Genomic DNA, 15,168 nt, shown 5'->3' with positions numbered 1-15,168 from the left:
TGAGGCTTTGCCTCGCCAGTAGTCTCTGTAGGACAGGCATTGTCCACCTGACAAGATTAAAAACATCATTGAGGAATGAAAATTACATCATGCGGATTCCAACAGCAACTTACAGAATTCAATTTAATGCAGCTTTCCCCTTTGATTCAGCCAAAAAAATTATTGCTTATCTCGCTAAATTAGGAATTTCCGATCTTTACGCTTCGCCCATTTTTAAAGCGAGAGAAGGCAGCACTCATGGCTACGATGTTGTTGACCCCACACAACTAAATCCCGAACTAGGAACGCCGGAAAAATTTGAAGCACTGGTGAGTGAAATCAAGAATTACGAAATGGGATGGGTACAGGATATTGTTCCCAACCACATGGCTTATGATAGCCAGAATCAGTTTCTGATGGACATTCTAGAAAATGGGTCAAATTCCGAGTATTTCGACTACTTCGACATTGACTGGAATCATCCTTATGAAAACCTTAGAGAGAGAGTTCTTGCCCCGATGCTGGGGAATTTTTATGGGGATTGTTTGGAAAATGGCGAAATTCAACTCCAGTACGATCAAAGCGGGCTGAGTGTCAATTATTTTAGCTTAAAACTCCCTGTAAAAATAGAATCTTACGCTCCGTTCATTACTCATCATTTAGGAAAATTAGCTAAATCCCTGGGAAGAAATCATCCAGATTTCATTAAGTTACTAGGGATTCTTTATCTGCTCAAAAACACGTTGACAGAACCAAAAGGCAAAGAACGATACGACCAGATAGCCTTTGTGAAAGGACTCCTCTGGGAACTTTACACCCAAAATCCAGAGGTTCAGGAGTTTATCGATAGCAATATAGAATTCTTCAATGGAGAGAAGGGTAATCCAGAAACTTTTAATTCTCTCAATAGCTTGCTTTCAGAACAGTTCTATCGCCTCTCGTTTTGGAAAGTGGGTGCTGAAGAACTGAATTACAGAAGATTTTTCACCGTCAACGAACTAATTTCTGTCAAAGTCGAAGAAATTAAGGTTTTTCACAAAACTCATAATTTTATCAGTCAGTTGGTTGAGTCTGGAACAATCACTGGACTCCGAATCGACCATATTGACGGACTATACGATCCAAGTGAATATTTGCAACGGCTGAGAAACAAAACTGGAGATGTCTATATTACAGTCGAGAAAATTCTGGAACACAAAGAAGATTTACCCGCTTACTGGCCTATAGAGGGAACCAGTGGCTATGACTTCTTAAACTATGTTAACGGGATTTTCTGCCGAACTAAGAGCGAGGAGCAGTTTACTGAAATTTACTCCAGGCTGACAGGCTTTAATACCCCCTACGAGCAGCTTTTTATAGATAAAAAAAGGCTGATTGTAGAAAAAAATATGGCGGGAGATGTAGATAATTTAGCCCACCTCCTGAAACGAGTATCGGGTCATTCTAGAGTAGGAATTGATTTTACTCAGCATGGTCTGCAAAGAGCATTGGCTGAAGTTCTGATACTATTTCCCGTTTATCGAACTTACATCAATCAAGAGGGATTAAGAGAATCGGATCGCTTCTATGTGAAGGAAGTCATTGAAAAAGCTAGAGGGCAAGTGCCGTTGCTTTTGAAAGAACTGAACTACATTGAAAAGTTATTGTTGCTGGAAGAGGAGGACTCTTTAAAGCCAGAACAAAAAGAAGTACAGCGTCACTTCGTGATGAGGCTTCAGCAGTTAACTGGTCCCTTGATGGCGAAAGGAATTGAGGATACGCTTTTATATGTCTATAACCGACTTTTATCGCTGAATGAAGTGGGTGGAAATCCGAGCCAATTTGGGATTACAGTTGCAGATTTTCACGAGTTTAACCAAAAACAGCATGAGCGTTGGCCTCATAAAATGAATGCCACGGCAACCCATGACACTAAGCGTGGGGAAGATGTTAGAGCAAGAATAAATGTTCTTTCAGAAATTCCCGATGAGTGGGAAAAACAGGTAAAAACTTGGATTGAAATTAACCACTCTAAAAAACGCCACCTGAACGGTCGGGTTTTTCCACAAAAGAATGATGAATACTTCTTTTACCAAACGCTGGTTGGTGCTTTTCCCTTCGCTGAAAGTGAGCGATCGCACTTTGTAGAGCGCGTGAAAGAATATGTAGTGAAAGCGGTTCGAGAAGCTAAAGTTCACACAGCTTGGCTCAGACCGGATACTGATTATGAAGATGGCTTTGTTGCCTTTATCGAAGAAGTGATGAAGCCTTCCGCAGATAATCAATTTCTCCAGAAGTTTCTGCCTTTCCAAAAGTGGGTAGCTCACTATGGAATTTTCAATTCTCTCTCCCAAACTTTGCTAAAAATTACCGCTTCTGGTGTACCCGACTTTTATCAAGGAACGGAGTTATGGGAGCTGAGTTTAGTAGACCCAGATAATCGGCGTCCAGTTGACTTTGAGCAGCGGCTAGCATTCCTTAAAGAGATTAAAGAGAAAGCTAAGACAGATGTTCTGAAGCTGATCGATGAGCTATTTGCCAGCAAAGAAGATGGAAGAATTAAGCTTTTCTTGATAGCTAGAGTTCTGGAGGCAAGAAAACAAAATCTGGAAGTTTTTCAAAAAGGAGATTACGTCCCGCTAGAAGTGGATGGGAAGTTTAAGGATCGGATTGTTGCTTTTGCCAGAAACCATGAAAATCGTGTGGCAATTACGATTGTCCCGCGATTGCTGACGAACCTTGTCCAGGAAGGAGAATATCCTTTGGGTAAAGTATGGGATGACACCCAGTTGAAGCTACCGCAGGGAATGCCATCTGCGATGAAAGATGCTATTACTTCTCAGTCACTCACCGCGAATGGCACGGTATTGATTGGGGAAGCCTTAAAACACTTTCCGGTGGCTTTATTGATTAGCGAAAGCGATCGCTAATACCGATTTCCCTTTGTCATGCTACACATCAGATATCCCCGCCCGCCGAGCGATTGGGGGGCAACAGACGGAGCTGTTACAAATACTCAGGAAAAATCGTGATTAATCAATCATTACCTCAAACCGAATCCTTTCCTTCCCTAGAACAAATTCAGGCAGTAAGAGCCTACATCAAAAAAACTTGGAAAACGCTCTATCGCTCTCACGAACATATTTTGGATGCTGCCCGCGACCCAAAAATTGGTCATATTCCAGGTAAACGGTGGCCTATATATGTATCGCAAATAGAAGATCGAGCGCTCATTGAAGCATCTTTGCGGCAAGTCCTGAGCAACGAAGAATTTAATCAAATTGAAATTCGCACCTTACCGGCAGAAGTCGATCAAATTGAAGATCACGGGTTGCTATATTTACCTCATGCCTATGTAGTTCCGGGTGGTCGTTTTAATGAGATGTACGGCTGGGATAGCTATTTTATCCAGTTAGGGTTGTTGCGAGATGGAGAAATAGAATTAGCCAAAAGTTTGGTGGAACAGCTAATTTATGAAATTAAGCATTACGGCACGATTTTGAATTCCAATCGCACCTATATGCTGACGCGATCGCAACCTCCCGTCCTCACGCCGATGATTTTGGCTCTCTTCCAGCACACCCACGATCGGCACTGGTTGCAATCGATACTGTCAACCGTTGAAAGTTTTTACTACTACTGGACATTACCCCCCCACCTGAATCAAGCAACCGGACTTTCGCGCTATTTTGCATTAGGTGAAGGGCCAGCGCCGGAAGTGCTAATTTCTGAGCGGGATGAAGAAGGTAGAACCCATTATGACCGGGTACGAGAATATTATCGCACTTTTGCAGTTGAAGCTTACGATGTCAACTTGTATTATGACCGCCAGAGCGATCGCTTAACCGATTTATTCTACAAAGGCGATCGTTCCATGCGAGAATCTGGATTTGATATCAGCAACCGCTTTGGTCCATTTAGTGTAGATATTATTCATTATGCGCCCGTTTGCCTGAATGTTTTGCTTTATAAAATAGAGCAAGATACCGCGCAGATAAACGATATTTTGGGATATGAAGAAATTGCCCAGCAGTGGCGCGATCGCGCTCAGAACCGCCACAAATTAATTGACCGATTTCTTTGGGATGAAGAAGCGGGACTTTACTTTGATTACAACTTCCATACTGGCAAGCGTCGCCGCTATGAATTTGCCACCACATTTTATCCCTTGTGGGCTGGAATTGCATCTGAAGAACAAGCCAAGAGAGTAGTAGAAAACTTACCCGAATTTGAGGCACCGGGAGGATTACTCACCAGCACTCATGTAACCGGAAATCAATGGGACGCCCCCTTTGGTTGGGCACCTTTACAGCTAATTGCAGTTCAAGGACTCCATCGCTATGGTTATCACCAAGACGCCGATCGTTTAGCGAAAAAGTTTATATCTTTGCTAGTGCAAGAGTTTGAAAAATACGGAACCCTGGTAGAAAAATACGACGTTTATAATTGCTCCGCCAATGTTTCCCATGAAATTCTCTTTGGCTACAGTTCCAACGAAATTGGATTTGGTTGGACAAACGGAGTCTTCCTCGAACTATTAGCAACTTTAGAATAACCGAAAATTTACAACACAGACTTACACAAAAAGAATCGCAAAGGTACACAAAGTTAAATATTCCTTCGCGTACCTTTGCGTTTAAATTATTAAGACTCCCGTCCTGTTGCCCATCTATCGCGCCATTTTACCGTCCCTTCAGTGGCAATAACCCAGCGACGACCGACATTATTTTCGCGTAAGGGTGACTGACCTTCACGCCACAATGCGTACTTGTAAGTAATCAACTTCCCAGCACTTTCATTAAAGGGAATTTCCCCAAACCAAGTGTTAGTATTGATAAATTCTAGTGGATACGCCTTAGAGATATCCCAGTTACCTAACTCCGGACAATCTCCGATTACCACAACAATTTCACCCGGCTGTGTCTGGACACCATTAAGTTGTACCCGCACAATCGTTTGCCCCTTGATGCGTTCCCCCACGTGACTGATGACAATTACATCCCGCGCGTCTAGTTCCAAGTTTTGCAACTTTCCGTCTGTAACTTCAAACTTTCGCCGCGTTAAAACATCGGTATGTTCTCCTTCTGGTAACTCCGGATCAATTGCTTCCAACTTGACAGCTTCCCCTCGATTCATCGCCACAAACACAACAGAATCGCGGTAACGTCGTACATAGCAATAAACGTCAGGAGTTAGATATTTTTGCCACTGACTCCCCATCGATACGGCTGGATTTAATCGCCGCAAACCTGATAGCAACCGGATATCTCGATAGAGGGGTGACTCGGTGTCCCAATTTTCCATCATCGGACGGTTGTAAGGATCGTTACCGTCGTTGGTATCGTCGTGGAGATACTGTTCTGTACCGTAGTAGATGCAGGGAATCCCACGGGAGGTCATAATCACCGCGATCGCTACCCGCACCATCTCTGGATCGGGATTCAACGACTGAAAGCGGGGCATATCGTGATTATCAATAAATGTAATCAACTCCGTCGCCCCGCAGTAGCGATGATCCAGATCCAGAACATCTTGAATTAGGTGAAATCCTCCTTCAGCACCTTGCGCCAAAGCTCCTCGAATTGCCAAACAAAGACCAAAATCTAGCATTGTCATGCCAGATTCATTGGCAAATTCCACCGAAAAGTCATTTCGAGGGTCGCTAAAAATCCACTCGCCAAAGATGAAAACATCCGGTTTATGGGTGATAATATCCCCGTTAAATTCTTGCCAAAACCAGATAGGCATATGCTTTACAGTATCAACCCGCAAAGCATCAACTCCCCGATCTAGCCATTGTTTAATGGCTGATTTAATGTAGTTTCGGTACTCAACATTATTTTCGTTGAAGGTGGCTAAACCCGATAATTCACAATTTTGCACTTGCCATTCATCTTCCCAATTGGTGACTTCACCATAGTGGTGATACCAGCTATCTTTATCGTCATTAAAATCAGCAATTTTTACTCCATCGTCGTAGAGTTCTCCCTTCTTTCCGCTGAAATCTGGGTTGCTGTGATTACACACAATATCCAACACCAGTTTCATCTTGCGTTTGTGTAATTCAGCAACTAATCTGTCAAAAACTGTATCTTTGGTATCTTGAGTTTTATTGAGAGAAGGTTCTTCATCCTTGCCAATAAAGCGAGGATTAATCCGTTTAAAATCCTTTGTCCAATAACCATGAATCGCGGCTTGCTCAACAAACAATGCTTCCACTTGCTCAAACAGGGGAGTAAGCCAAATTGCGGTGACTCCCAAGTTCTTTAAGTAATCTAGTTTGTCAATAATTCCCTGTAAGTCTCCACCCCAATATTTACCCCAATCTTTTCGCTCTGGATCGTAAAGTTCTGGGTTTGGCCCTTCGCTGTTGTCAGAATCGCCATCATAGAAACGATCTACAACAATGAAGTAAATGGTTTCCTGGCGAAATTCAATATCTCTGGTGTATAGAAACTCTAAATCAATATCACTCTCTGGTTTAGCTTCGATTACCAGAGATTCAACTTCTGCTTCTGGATTAGTAACTTCATATTGAGATGACGAAGCTTGAGATGGAGGAGTTGATACCATAAAGTTTAGTGCGGCTACTGTTGATAGAGGTGCAATTTTGTAAAGGTCTGTGCTGTCCTGCTAATGGGTTTAAGCATTCAGACCAACTTTTTATAAATCTAACGAATTGTCTCCTTTTTTGTATATCTATCTGGGGATAGTAGCCAAATAAACTAAATTCGTGATATATGAATATCTTTATGGCATTTTTCAAGCAACAAATCTTCGGTTAGTTTGAGCGACTAACAATACGGTTCGGTTACAAATAATTGTAGGTTGGGTTGAGGAACGAAACCCAACAAAACATAAGCATTTGTTGGGTTTCGTTCCTCAACCCAACCTACGACTACGACTTTTCAAGAGTTTTGGAGAGTCTTGCAGGTTTCTTGTTTCAACCCAACGTACAAAATACTTGATTCCCCTTTAAAAGGAGGTAAAAATACAGACAGATTTACACCCAGCAGATTAAGTTTATTTAGCCAAATAAAAATAAATTTTACTAGATGATTATTACCACTGAGGATCTGCCATAATCAGTTCTGAAGCTAATTTACTTTCCACAGGTCTAGAAAATAAATATCCTTGACCAAAATCACAATTGAGCGCTCTTAGTTGGGCTAATTGTCCGGAAGTTTCTATCCCTTCAGCAATCACCTTTATCCCCATCGTATGAGCCATACTCATAATTGCTGGAACTAGCCCCATATTCTTTTGGCTTTCCTCCATACGTTTGACAAAGGATTTATCGATCTTTAGGGTATTAATGGGAAAGCAGTGCAGGTAACTTAAAGAAGAATAGCCAGTTCCAAAGTCATCCAGGCTTAACTGAATTTGACGCTTCTTCAGTTCTTGAATAATTGCCATTGCTGATTGGCTATTATTTATAAGGACACTTTCTGTAATTTCCAGTTTTAAGCTTTGTGGACTCAGTTGAGTTTTTTGGAAAATTTCGTCAATTTGCTCAATTAAGTTTGATTGGGAAAACTGCCGACCTGAAAGATTAACGCTAATGGTTAGAGGCTCTTGAGTCAGTTTTTGTTCTTGCCAAATCTGTAATTGCTGGCAAGCTTCCCGCATAACCCAAGTGTCAATCTGGGTAATCAAACCCGTTTCTTCTGCAACTGGAATGAAGTCCAATGGAGAAATAAACCCCCGATGGGGATGATTCCAGCGCACCAGCGCTTCAAATCCAGCAATTTTGCCGGTATTCAGTGCAACAATCGGCTGATAATAAACTTGAAATTCTTGTTGATTTACAGCCTTTCGCAGGTCGGTTTCTAGCTGTAAAAGCTGGATGGCTTCCTGGTGCATGGCTGGGTCAAAAACGTGATACCGAGCTTTTCCGAATGTCTTGGCATGGTACATGGCGGTATCTGCATCCCGCAACAAATATTCGGGTTGTTCATAGTTAATATTTCCCAGAGCGATGCCAATACTAGCGCTCATGAATACTTCATGTCTGGATAGTTGAAAAGGATGGGAGAGGTCTTGAAGAATTCGATCGGCAACTAGAGTAGCAGTACCGATATCATTGATTTGTTCAACGATAATTGCAAATTCATCGCCTCCTAATCGCGTTAGCGTATTCACGATGCTCGGAAATGGTTCGAGTCGGCTAGCGAGAGCCTTTTGGACACGCTTGGCAAATGCAATCAGCAGTTCGTCTCCCACGAGATGACCGAGAGAATCGTTGACGACTTTGAAGCGATCGCAATCGAGAAATAACACCGCAAACTGATAATCTGCCTCGTGCTTAGTCCGGCTGAGTGCCTTTTCTAGACGCTCCATGAATAAAGCTCGGTTGGGTAAGCCAGTCAGAGGATCGTGCAGCGCCATGTCTAGGAGTTGACTCTGGACTCGCTTGCGCTCACTAATTTCGAGATTAAGTTCTTGATTTGCCCTTTCTAGTTGACTGGTACGCTCTTTGACCCGATTTTCAAGCTCTGCGTTCAGTTGCAGGACTTTTACTTGTGCTTCCTTCAGAACCAGTTGATTCTTGACGCGGACTAAAACTTCTTCTATCTGAAACGGCTTGCTGATGTAATCTACTCCGCCAACCGTAAAAGCTTTTACCTTGTCAATCGCCTCATCAAGAGCGCTTAAGAAAATTACGGGAATCTCGCAGGTTTGCTTGTCAGCTTTCAGTTTTTCGCAAACCTCATAGCCATTCATTTGAGGCATATTGATGTCGAGCAAAATCAGATCAGGCGGTTTTGCCTGACACGCTTTGAGAGCAGTTTGTCCGTTCGTTACGCTGCGAACTTTATACCCCTGCTGGCTTAACAAGTCGGATAAAAGCCGCAGATTGTTTGGCGTATCGTCAACAAGTAAAAGATTTCCGTTAAGTGGAAATAGGCGATCGCTATTCATTAGATAATTGTTCGGTTAAATCAGTGATCTTTTCAAACTGAAAGTTGTTGACAAAATCCACCAGAGCATTGGATATTGGAGCATTTGACTCGGCGATTTGCTCAGCGAGGCTCAAAATTAACTCCCCATCTGCCTCAGTAGCGGCTTGATGTAGAGCTGCAATCCACTCAACAGGCATCTCTTGGAAAGATGAAGCAGTCAGCAGAAAGGATGAACTGGGTGTTGAGGTTTCCGCACCTCCCCCAAGACGCGAGGGGAAGAAACTTCCGCCTTCTAATAACTCTTCATAAAGATAACGCACCCCTAAATGTTGAGCCATTTTTTCAAAGATGATTTCATTCCGGAAAGGTTTGCCGATGAAGTCATCGCAGCCTGTTGACAAAATCAGGTTTCGCTGCTCTTCAAAGGCACTGGCGGTTATGGCAATAATCACTGTCGCCTGACCATTCACACCCGCTTTAATGCGTCTGGTGGCTTCATAGCCGTCCATCACCGGCATCCGCATATCCATCCAGATCAGGTGCGGCTGCCAAGTCTTCCACAAGGCAACTGCCTCTAGACCATTTTCGGCTTCGCGCACTTCAAAGCCAACAGATGTCAGAATTTTCACCAGCAGGATGCGACTTTCACTTACGTCTTCCACCACCAGAATGCGATAGTTAGGTTGGTTCGGGACTAAACCAATCACCGTGGATTGTGGCTGCGTCGTCTGAATCTCAGTCGCTTCAGCTTGACGAATCTGGAGATCAAATGAAAATATGGTTCCTTTCTCTAGCTGGCTGTTGACTGCGATTTCTCCCCCCAGAAGTTGCACAAATTTGCGGCTAATCGGTAGACCTAATCCAGTTCCTTGCTGAGATTGCCGACCTGTTTCTGTTTGGGAAAAAGCTTCAAATAATTTGTCTATTTCTTCTGAGGCAATACCAGGGCCAGTGTCTTCGATTTCAAACAGCAAACGGTGATTGGGAAGAGATAATGGGGAAGGGGATTTTTCGTGATTATCTATTTTTCTTGTGACTCGCAAGGTGACACTGCCGGATGAAGTAAATTTGATCGCATTTCCGAGGAGATTCATCAAGATTTGCCGCAATTTACTTTCATCTGTTTGCACGTATTGGGGAATATCTGGAGCATAGTCCAAGATAATCTGTAAGCCCTTGGATTTTGCTTTTAATCGAAACATCTGTTCTAGGTTGTCCAAGAGGCGAATTAAGTCAAAGCAATTTTCATGAACAGTCGTTCTACCTGCCTCGATTTTGGACATTTCTAGAATGTCGTTGATCAATTCCAAGAGATGCTCGCCACTGCGATTAATGATTCCCAGATATTCCTGATGATTTTGGGATAGAGATGAGTCGAGGTTCATCACTTGAGTAAAGCCGAGGATGGCATTGAGTGGCGTTCTCAGTTCGTGGCTCATATTGGCGAGGAATTGGGTTTTGGCGTGGTTGGCAACCTCGGCAGCTTCTTTAGCTCTGCGTAATTCGGCCTCAGCCTGAAAGCGATCGCTAATATCGATTATCAATCCATCCCAGAGAATATTCCCATCAATTTGCTTTTCCGGTAGAGAATCCCCTTGAAGCCATTTGATACTCCCTTGCACGATAATTCGCCAGACGCAATGCCAAGGTTTTAGCGTATTCGCTGAAACACCAATCGATTCAATGACATTGGGTAAGTCATCCGGATGAACTACATCAAATATCAACCCAACATTCTCCTGAACCGCCTCTGGAGAAACACCAAAGAGTTGCTGGCAAACGGGGCTGATATAGGGAAAACAGATGCTCCCATCCGGGCGCATCATAAATTGATAAATCATGCCCGGTATGTTCGTTGCCAAATTTTGATACCGACTATTGCTCCGTTGCAAGGCTTCTTCTACCCGTTGGCGCTCGATGATTTCAGTTGTGGCTTTTTCAAAGAGCGTGCATTGCTGGATAGCGATCGCCAGTTGCACGGATAATTGTCTGAGACATTCGATCTCCGAAGCGTGCCACTGTCTTGAACCCTTACAGTGATGGGCAATTAGCAGTCCCCATAATTTTTCTCCTTGCAAAATGGGAACCACCAAGTTCGCTTTCACCTCAAACTGCTTGAGTAAATCAATGTGGCACTCGTTTAGACCCACGTTGTGAATATCTGTGATCGCTCGAATGCGACCTTGCTGGTAAAGGGGGACATACGTTGCCACAAAGCAGCTGTCTTTAATACTGCTTCCGACAATTGGCGTCCAATCCTCACCCACCGACTCGACAGCCACAACCCCGCTCCAGTCTGGATTAAAGCGGTAAATAAATGTCCGATCGGTTGACAAAAATTGCCGTACTTCCTCTACGGCTGTTTTCAAGACTTCCTCTAGGTTTAGAGAGGAGCGAATGCGTTCTTGGATAGTCCCCACCAACCGCTCCCTCAAAAATTGCTGTTGCAAGGCAATTTCCGCTTGTTTGCGATCGCTAATGTCGCGGCAGATGCAAACCCGAAATTTTTCTTCGGTAAAAGTCAGAGAAATTTCCAGAAAAAAGGTGCTTCCATCCTGTTTTTTGCCAATCGCTTCTCCATGCCACTGTCCCTCGCGTAACAGAATGGGAACAACTTCTTGCTCTATGCGATTGATTTCATCTGGGGAATAAAGTTCGTGCCAAGTCTTACCCAAAAGCTCGGTGCTGCTGTCGTATCCAAAGAGCTTGGCATGAGCATCGTTCAGATAGATGTACTCATCCTGGGAATTGAGAATTGCTATGCCATCCAATGCCGACTCTACCGCAACTAACTGTCGCCGCAGTTCGCTTTGAGCATTGACAAGCTCTTCTTGTGCCTGTTGGCGGACTCTAATTTCTTGCTGTAGCTGTTGATTTTGGCAGTCGAGATAGGCACGCTGTTGTTTTTCCTGCTCTAAGAGAGAAGCTTGAGCGATCGCAATCCCGACTTGAGCGGCAACAGACTCTAATAGTTCAATCTCGTCTGCTGTCCACTCACGGAAGCGATCGCACTGATGCAAGCCAATCGCGCCATTCGGTTCTCCCTGGTAAGAAGTCCGCACTGACAGCATCGACTTCAGACCGATCAGGCGGCACAATGGCACAGCAGCTTCTAGGAGGGGATCGGCATAAACATCTGGCGAGGAGATGGCAGCATCTTGTGCTAGCATTTGCTCGCCATGCGGATTGCCAACAACCGGAATCTCCAAAGAAAGCAGCGATTGATAACCAGGAGCCACAAACTCAGCTACTACAGGAATTCTGGGTTCGGGTTGTGCCACGTAGGTATGAATCAGGCAGCGATCGATCCTGAGTAGCTGAGAAATTTGCTCGGCGGCGGTGGCAAAGATTTGCTGAGGTTCTAAACTAGAGCGGATTTCTTCGGCAATTTGCTTGAGCAGTACAGTCCGACCAAATTGTTTTGTCAGCGCGTCTACTGCCATTCGCTCCTCGGTGATGTCAGCTTGAATTCCCACATAGTGAGTCAAGCGCCCTAAAGCGTCTCGGACTGGGGCAATGGAAAATTCATTCCAAAATAAGCTACCGTCTTGGCGATAGTTCCGCAACACGACGCGACACTCTCTTGGTTCGCGCAGTGCCATCCGCAGCTCCTCAAGAGCGGGTTGGGCGGTATCAGTCCCTTGTAAAAATCGGCAATTTTTGCCGAGGGTTTCCGATGCCGAATAACCCGTGATCAATTCAAAGGCTGGATTGACATAAATCACTGGTATGTCGGGCAGTTGAGCATCGCTAATTACAATACCGTTGCTAGAAGCAGCGATCGCTCGCTCAAGCAGTCGCAACCGATCTTCTGAGCGCTTGCGATCGCTGATGTCTACCGAATAACCAACGCATTCAATGGGGTTGCCATCTGCATCTACGATCAACTTGAGCTGATCGTAGAGCCAGCGATAAGTTCCATCTTTGTGCAAAAAGCGGTATTCGTGGGTGTGATCTCCTGTAGCAAACAGGCGCGGTAATTCAGCAAAGACGCGATTAACATCTTCTGGATGGATGTGGCTTGCCCAAAAACTTGCATCTTCGAGAAATTCTCGTGCTTCGTAGCCTAGAACTGTGTTGATATTCTCACTGACAAAAGTTATGTCATAATTCCCCGATGCCTTGCAGCTATAAATGATCCCCGGACTAGAGGTGAGCAGATGTTGCAAGCGTTCGGTCGCCAACCGCAGTGCTACCTCCGCTTGTTTGCGATCGCTAATGTCTTTATTCGTCCCCGTCATCCGTAGCGGCGCACCCGATTCATCGCGCTCGAAAACCTTGCCGTGAGCCAGAATCCACTTCCACTCCCCGGATTTCGAGAGCATCCGAAATTCGACTTCGTAGATAGAGGTGGCACCTTCCAGATAAGCTTTTAGGACTGCCATTACCTTTGGCATATCCTCTGGATGCAGCAGCCGCTCCCAAGACCCGTAATTGTTCTCAATTTCTTCTTCTTCATACCCCAACATTTTCTTCCAGTGCGGGTCGAAATAGGTTTCTCCGGTGGCTAAAATCCAATCCCATATCCCTAAGGCGCTACCTTCTAATGCCATTTGCAGCCGTTCTTCGCTGCTTCTGAGAGCGGCTTCGGCAAGTTTGCGCTCAATCAGCCAACCTAACTGAGCCGCAACTGCACTCACTAGCTCAAACAAATGCCGATCTTCTGCACTTTTGCCACGCTTAAAGAAAACTAAAACCGCCAACACTCGCTGATTGGCAAGGATTGGTACGCCCAAACCCGTTTTTAATCCAACTGCTGCGGCGATTTGCGATCGCACAAATGTTTGTGCGGTTTCGGAAACATCTTCTACCCATTCTGGTTGCTGAGATGACCAAACGCGCCCTGGCAGTCCCACGTTAGCTGTAAATGTGACTGTTTCGCTATGGCGTCGGAATTCTTCAACCGAGCGATCGCACCCGTACCAACCCGGACTATTTTTTAAAACCGTACCATCCTCACCAGGAATCCAACTTTCTCCCAAATCCCAGCCAATCGTCGTACAAATTAACCGCAGAATGATTGCTAAAGCAGTATCAACATCAACAGAGCGATTGATGGCTTGGGTGGCTTCCAGCAACAGACGAATTTCAACTTCGGCTTGCTTTCTTTCAGTGATGTCGCTTGTCGTGCCCAGAATCTGCTTCACCTTGCCGTCAGCGGTTCTAGCGAACAGGGTATCCCGGTTCAGCAGAGTCCGCCATTCTCCGTTTCGATGCCTCATCCGGTACTCATTCTCAAAGATTTCACTGTCAGAGGCATCCTCAAATTGTTGGAAATATTCCGGCAGTCTGGCAAAATCGTCAGGGTGCATCAGATTTTGGAAATCTAACCCCATTTCTTGAATTTCTTGGGGCGTATACCCTAAAATCGCGGCGATTTCACGATTGATATAGACATTGTGCTGCTCGATCAGATCGTAGAGAAACAAAATATTGGGACTTGCGTCGGCAATCCGTTGAATGAAATGCTGACTCTGGAGCAACTCCTCCTGTGCCCGTTGGCGTTCGGCGATTTCAGATTCTAGAGTATGCAGCGTTTTTGATAGTTCGGCGGTGCGATCGCTAACCCGAATTTCTAACTCATCGTTGACGCGGCGTAATGCTTCTTCTACCTGCACGCGGATGGCAATCTCGTTTTGGAGTTCCCGGTTGAGAGTCTCTAGTTGTTCAGGTGTTTTCAAAGCCAAAAATTGCGGCAGCAGCGTTACCATTTGTAGAGCCGTGTAGCAGGAAACCAAGGCAGTCATCGCTTGCTCAATTCCTGTCAGCCAGTAAACTGGATGCCAGAGCGTCCAGATTTCCATCAGGTGCCCGGTACCGCAGAGAATGATAAAGGCTCCAAATAAGGCAAACATCCCTTGAAAAGGAACATCCCTCCGCTTGTAGATGAAGTAGATGAGCATCGCCGGAATCGAGAAATAGGCGATCGCAATCAACAAGTCAGAAAGCAGGTGAAGCCATACCAGGTTCGTTTGCCAAAGGTAGCAGTGACCGTGAGGGATAAATTGTCCTGAGGAAAATAATTCCTTTAAAAATTTCCACATATTGCGATCTTTGGCTATAATTATGAGGTTTTGCGATTCCTAAAGATACGATTAGACAGGCTTCGCAGTTTTACTCTTTGCCGCATTTGCCGCAACACGTCAAGCGCATTCGACTCAGAGTTGAAGCTCAAACTGATAGATATAGCAATCCTATTTGAGTTGTGCGCGAGTATTCGCCTAAGTGTAGAGACGCGATTAATCGCGTCTCTACAGGGGTTCGCAAATCAAATAGGACTGCTATAGCTGAATCCTGGGTTTGCATA

5 protein-coding genes are annotated in these 15,168 nt (G+C 44.7%); 2 read left to right on the top strand and 3 right to left on the bottom strand.

Annotated features, from left to right (window positions below; genetic code table 11):
* Positions 1 to 89: 89 nt before the first annotated feature.
* The gene (treY, locus tag ACFW2W_RS01425) at positions 90 to 2,888 is read left to right on the top strand and encodes a malto-oligosyltrehalose synthase (protein WP_378172330.1); all 2,799 of its coding nucleotides are present in this window, start codon (positions 90 to 92) and stop codon (positions 2,886 to 2,888) included.
* A gap of 101 nt (positions 2,889 to 2,989) precedes the next feature.
* Entirely contained in the window at positions 2,990 to 4,513 is a 1,524-nt protein-coding gene (locus ACFW2W_RS01420) for a trehalase family glycosidase (RefSeq protein ID WP_378172400.1), read from the top strand.
* An 89-nt stretch (positions 4,514 to 4,602) separates the two neighbouring features.
* Here the strand turns inward: ACFW2W_RS01420 and ACFW2W_RS01415 are convergent, their stop codons facing one another.
* The 3 genes from ACFW2W_RS01415 to ACFW2W_RS01405 all read right to left on the bottom strand — a co-directional run bounded on the left by ACFW2W_RS01415 (position 4,603) and on the right by ACFW2W_RS01405 (position 14,905).
* Positions 4,603 to 6,531 (bottom strand): alpha-amylase family glycosyl hydrolase, encoded by a 1,929-nt coding sequence (locus ACFW2W_RS01415; RefSeq protein ID WP_378172328.1) that lies wholly within the window; start codon positions 6,529 to 6,531, stop codon positions 4,603 to 4,605.
* Positions 6,532 to 7,020: 489 nt separating this feature from the next.
* Positions 7,021 to 8,880 (bottom strand): EAL domain-containing protein, encoded by a 1,860-nt coding sequence (locus ACFW2W_RS01410; protein ID WP_378172325.1) that lies wholly within the window; start codon positions 8,878 to 8,880, stop codon positions 7,021 to 7,023.
* Positions 8,873 to 14,905, bottom strand: coding sequence for a PAS domain-containing protein (locus ACFW2W_RS01405; RefSeq protein WP_378172322.1), 6,033 nt, complete (start codon positions 14,903 to 14,905; stop codon positions 8,873 to 8,875). Before ACFW2W_RS01405 ends, ACFW2W_RS01410 begins: the two co-directional genes overlap by 8 nt.
* Positions 14,906 to 15,168: the final 263 nt, after the last annotated feature.

The organism is Coleofasciculus sp. H7-2, from assembly GCF_042747725.1.
Lineage (GTDB): Bacteria > Cyanobacteriota > Cyanobacteriia > Cyanobacteriales > FACHB-T130 > FACHB-T130.
The sequence above is the reverse complement of the archived record's forward strand: the minus strand, read 5'-3'. Positions and strand labels throughout refer to the sequence as shown.